Genomic DNA, 5315 nt, shown 5'->3' with positions numbered 1-5315 from the left:
GCCTAGGATATCAACTGATTCCGGATATCGGACACAGGGGCCGCAAGGGCCCTTACACCAACTTTCTCGACACTACCGCGGTAATCATGCCGTAGTCCTTAAAGGCTATGATGACGAGCGGGGAATTGTCTTTCTTTCGGATTCGATTAACGGCAATGTTACGCGAAATGCCCAGGTGTTCTTCGGCACGTGGCAACAGATGGATAGCCAGGCCGTGGTAATTGAATAGCCATGATGCTAAAAGGGGAGAGCTCGACGAGCTCTCCCCTTTTGCTACTTTGTTAATCTAGCTACGCCGTCTTCTTACGTCCAAATAGTTCGTCCCAGTTACTGGCTGCCAAAACTGTTCCGCATACAATTACAACGCAGCAGATTACGGATGCCATGTCGGGAATTGTTCCAAGCAAGATCAGGCCAAAGACCACTGACCATGCCGAATAGGAGATATTCAGAGCCATCGCACGCGCTGCTCCGATTGCCGCAATGCCCTTGTAATAGAACAGATAGGATGCAGTTCCTGCGAGTCCGGCGAGTGCAATAATCAATGTGGGCATGCTTGGGATAGCGCCCAACGTGAAATGCCATGCTCCGAAGAGGGGGAGTACGAGCGCTCCATAAACAAGCGCACTTGTAGTTTCGCGGATTTGCAAAGCTGTTTCGTCATCAACGGCATCATCTTTCATTCCCCATGCGCACAGCACCGCTTCGGATCCCCATCCAATAACGGCAAGCACCGCGCCGAGTAAGCCGAGGGGGGCATTTGCAATCTCGCTCGATCCGGCCGATAGATAGCCCATCGTCATTACACCGCAAAGAGCAACGAGAAGGGAAAGAATCTGGCCTTTGCCCATTTTCTCCTTCAGCAGTACGAAGGAAAGGAATGCTCCGACTGCGGGATAGAAGGCGGAGATGATTGCCGTGTAGGCAGCTCCGATGTTATTAATTGCCAATACGTAGCCGGTCATTCCGATAGGTCCACCGAGTAGGGCGCCGGCGATGACGACCTTGCCCGAACGAGTTTTAAGTGCAGCGAGCGTGTCTTTTAGTCTGCCTCGGACTCCCATGTAGCCAAAGAGCCAAATTGCACAGAAGGCATCATGGAGAAAGGATCCCGCAATGGAGGCGCATGCAAGCGCTTCCGCCGATCCAATATAGGGCGCAAGCGCCAAGCCGATTCCAAGAATTACTGTATCAAGGCCCCAAAGAAGACCGCTAAAAAAGCCGAATTGCATCGTTACTCACCTTTCCGATAGATCTCCAGTGCCTTTTTGAGGTATTTGGCACCGTAATTGAAGTAGATATAGAGCCATTCGCCCACGAAGTCGCCTTCGGCTTCTTTCAGAAGAGACCAGAGGTACCAGCACCATCCTGCAAGGGCAATGTGCGCATAGTTATGCGCAATTTCGTTGTTTGTTGCCTTGCGCCCAAAATATGCATCAAGCGCGCGGTCGACTTCATCTTCGGAAAGCTCACAGCAGACACTGCACGTTCCAAAATCGTTCGCGTAATCGCTCATGCCAGCATATTCCCAGTCAATGAGATAGTACTTGTCGTTTTCATCGATAAGGAAATTGAGGTAAAAGAAGTCATTGTGACAAAGGCATTTTGGCGCATTGTCGGCCTGAACAAAGTGCTCCAATTCATCGATTTCGGCGGCCATTTCCCTGTAGCCTGGAATGTCGATGGGACCTTTTTCCAGAAGAAGTGATTCGTAGCGCTTCGCTTCGAGGTAGAAGTCAAATTCGGTTTCGACATTTGCACCGCTCTCGTGAAGCGAACGACACATCTGCATCATTCGATTCATTTGGGCAGCATCGTGCGGATCAGGCTGCTTTGCGTTGGGTACAAACTTCGAAATTTTCCAACCGCGCTTTGGGTCCTCATGAATGAACGTATCGTCAAGGCCGAGTTCCTTGGCCTTTTTAAGTGCGGCTACTTCTCCATTTCTGTTAATAAGCAGTTCGGTTCCGACTCCCGGATGGCGGTAAACGTACTCTCCATCATTGGTTCTAAAGTGGCACGATAGATTCGTAAGGCCTTGTTTAAGGGGATAAACGTCGTGAATCTCTGATTTGGAACAGCCGAGCACTTGCTCGATGTTATCGAAAATGTCGGAGTCAACGTTTTCGATAAAATGCGGATCAAAGGCACGCAGCTCATCAAGAGAATCGAATTCGTTGATCTCGCCCTCAGGATACTTCTTGATCACCATATCGAGCTCCTTGATGTGCTCGATATATAAATCTTCCCAAAGCTTGTCCGTTGTTTCGGGCTTGTTATATTCCGTTTCGAGAATCTGCTTAAACGCAAGCGAGAAGGCTTTATCAAAGTAGACATGTCCGAGCATATACCAAGCATCGGAACCGCCAATCGTAACATTGGTGATTCTGTCCATTGCTCCGGTTTGAATGCACCATTCTTTGGTGGCGCCTTCAGCATATTGAGCAGAATAAAATGCTTTCCAAACGTATGCTTCAAACGGATTGTTTAGAAGGTAATCATCGCTTGAGCAAATATAGGTGTTGCCAAGCCGCTCTTTTACGCACATAAGCGATGCGTGGTTATTTTTGGATGCATATTCGTTGTTGACGACAATCGAAACGCCGAACTTGCTTTCAAGATAGAAGAAATACTCTTTTTTATAGCCAACAACGATGGTGATATTGCTGATGCCCGCGTCTTGCAGCTGCCTAATCTGTCGCTCAATGAGGATCTCACCACGCACTTTTAAAAGGCCTTTGGGCTTTTCATACGAAATGGGAGCAAAGCGGCTCGAAAGCCCCGCAGCCAATATCACTGCGTTTTCAACCTTATAGGGGTGAAGTGCTTCGTAACCGCTGTCGGTTAGGCTGTCCGATTCGAGAAGGCCCTCATTCGTAAGCTCTTTATTTGCTGCGTTTACCGATCCAAGTGAGAGGCCAGTGCGCTCGGCAACTTCTCGCTGGCTGGCATATGGGTTCTTTAGGTATTCGTACAGAACAGTAAAGTTACGCTTGGTCAGTTCCACTGCAGGCCTCCAATTAAGATGTTCATTGCTTAGTGAAAGAATAGAATGATTGAACGTTATGTTCAATTTAATATATTTATCTACATAGACTGAACAGACAGTAACGAAAATCAATCCTGGAATGTGGATTAAAATAAATAAATGAGACATCTGGGAGGGTCGCTTATGTATCGATTCGAAAAGAAGGCCACGCTTGTTTGTGCTGCTGCGTCATTAATCACTGCTTGCTGCTTGCCCCTGAGTGCGAATGTCGCGTTTGCACAGGATTCCGTTGAGGCTCAGAGTATTGAGTCAAAAGCGGATTTTTCTTCTGTGGTTTCCGATGATTTGCAACCTGATAATTCTTCCGTCATAAAAGATGGCTGGCAACGAGACGAGTCGTCTGGAGTTTGGTATTACGGAAAAAACGGTAAACACCAAACTGGCTGGCTGCAAAGCGGGGGCTATTGGTATTGGCTTGATCCAGCCAATGATGGTGCAATGCAGACAGGTTATTTCAATGTGACCGATGCTGGCGGATCGACTGCTTCGTTTTATGCGAATGACGGCAATACCGCAACGCCTTTTGGCGCGCTATATCAGAACTGCTGGCTACGTAACTCAGATGGAAATTGGTTTTATGCCAATGCTGGAGGCGATTTAGCTGCCGGTTGGTTTTATCAAGACGGCACATGGTATTACCTGGATCCTGCCACCCATATAATGCAGGTTGGTTTTGTCGACCTCGGGAGCGGGAAATACTATTTAGATGCCACTGGTGCTATGAAAACCGGCTGGATTCTCGTTGACGGGAATTGGTACTGGGCTTATTTATCGGGTGCCCTTGCTTCGTCATGGCAAACGATAGGTGGAGCTCGCTATTATTTTGACCCACAGACGTTCATCATGTTTAAGGGTCGTCAAAAGATTGATGGAAGAACCTACATTTTTGGTGACTATGGCCTCGCAAATGGATGGTACAAAGACGGAGCAGATTGGTATTACTGCTCTAACGGTATTGCGGCTACTGGCTGGAAACTCGTTAACGGCGCTTGGTATTATCTCGACCCAGCCTCCGATGGTAAGATGTCCGTTGGGTATTTAGACCTTGGCAATGCAGCTTATTATTTAAAGCCTAACGGGGCTATGGCTGTTGGTTGGGCTCAGGTCGAGGACGGCTGGTATTTCGCCTCCCAATCTGGTGCACTTATTTCTGGCTGGTATAAAGAGGGCACGAGCTGGTATTACCTGGACCCTGTTAGCCATCTCATGAAAACGGGCTTATTTGAGGTGGGCGGCAACGATTGTTTTGCAAACCAGAGCGGTAGGCTTGTGGTTTCAAGCTGGGTTACCGTTAATGACGGCGTTCAAAGATACGCTAATGATAATGGATATCTTTGCAAGGATGTGATTCGCGAAAACGGCACTATCCTAAAAACCGCTGGAGCTGATGGTTGGCAGGTTGCGTCCGGCTGGGTTAATGTCGCAAATCTTAGGTTTTACGCTGAGCCCGGAACGGGTGCCATTCATCTTGGATGGCTGCAGATTGACGGCGATTGGTATTGGCTTGATGCCGATTCTGGCGTGATGAAGACCGGATGGGTTTTTACTGGCGGTGCATGGTATTACCTAAACGCTGACGGAAAAATGGCAACTGGTTGGAAATGCCTGAATGGAACATGGTATTACCTTGAGTCCAATGGAAGCATGCATGTTGGCTGGCTTAAAGATTCGGGTAAGTGGTATTGGTTAGACGGCAGCGGCGCTATGGCAACGGGCGCAAGGACCATCGATGGCGTTCGTCGAGTTTTCTGGAGCGATGGACAGTGCGACAAAGTTGGCTGGCAAAATCCATCCCAGTATCCTCAGGTCAGTTCTTGGACTGTTCGGCTGCCTGGCTATTGCACCGGATACTTTACCTATGTGACCCCTTCTCGCATTTCTGTCGAAGCAACGCGGGAAGATTGCGTGAACGCCTTTATCCAGCGCGCCTATGAGTATATTGGTACGCAATATATTGAGCCTTGGTCTACCGCTCCCGGTGGAGCTGTTGATTGCTCTGGTTTTGTCTTGCAGTGCCTTTATGCTACTGGCATGGATATGGGTGTTTACAACCCTTATAACCATCGCTGGGATCCAAGCCAAACCTATAATTCCATGAATTGGTATCGAAGCATTATCTTTATGCCCGTGAGCACGAGCTCGATTCAACGCGGCGATGTGATTTATTACCGCGGTCATATTGCAATTGCAGGCTTATAGGACAAAATGTGTGTCCCGATAGAACATCCGTTTCTATCCATTAATCAAGCCAGAACGGGTACGGGTC

At 48.4% G+C, this 5315-nt stretch carries 4 protein-coding genes; 2 read left to right on the top strand and 2 right to left on the bottom strand.

Translation table 11 applies throughout. The annotated features are described in order from the left end of the window. On the top strand, positions 1-229 hold a 229-nt coding region (locus AB5758_RS09475; protein WP_368141945.1), incomplete at its 5' end, for a C39 family peptidase. A 61-nt stretch (positions 230-290) separates the two neighbouring features. Here the strand turns inward: AB5758_RS09475 and AB5758_RS09470 are convergent. Both AB5758_RS09470 and AB5758_RS09465 read right to left on the bottom strand, forming a co-directional pair. Next, positions 291-1232 carry a DMT family transporter gene (locus AB5758_RS09470; RefSeq protein ID WP_117655878.1) on the bottom strand — a complete coding sequence of 314 codons (942 nt, stop codon included), beginning with the start codon at positions 1230-1232 and terminating at the stop codon, positions 291-293. A 2-nt stretch (positions 1233-1234) separates the two neighbouring features. Beyond that, positions 1235-3007 (bottom strand): phosphotransferase, encoded by a 1773-nt coding sequence (locus tag AB5758_RS09465; RefSeq protein ID WP_368141943.1) that lies wholly within the window; start codon positions 3005-3007, stop codon positions 1235-1237. 165 nt (positions 3008-3172) lie between these two features. Between AB5758_RS09465 and AB5758_RS09460 the strand changes: the two genes are divergently transcribed. Next, the gene (locus AB5758_RS09460; protein WP_368141941.1) at positions 3173-5248 is read left to right on the top strand and encodes a hypothetical protein; all 2076 of its coding nucleotides are present in this window, start codon (positions 3173-3175) and stop codon (positions 5246-5248) included. Positions 5249-5315: the final 67 nt, after the last annotated feature.

The organism is Collinsella aerofaciens, from assembly GCF_040926405.1.
Classification (GTDB): Bacteria; Actinomycetota; Coriobacteriia; order Coriobacteriales; family Coriobacteriaceae; genus Collinsella.
This window is presented reverse-complemented; position numbering and strand designations above follow the sequence as displayed.

What these genes read in the sequence shown, in the direction of transcription:
- AB5758_RS09470 (WP_117655878.1), bottom strand. Translation starts at nt 1,232, where the DNA reads ATGCAATTCGGCTTTTTTAGCGGTCTTCTTTGGGGCCTTGATACAGTA.
- AB5758_RS09460 (WP_368141941.1), top strand. Translation starts at nt 3,173, where the DNA reads ATGTATCGATTCGAAAAGAAGGCCACGCTTGTTTGTGCTGCTGCGTCA.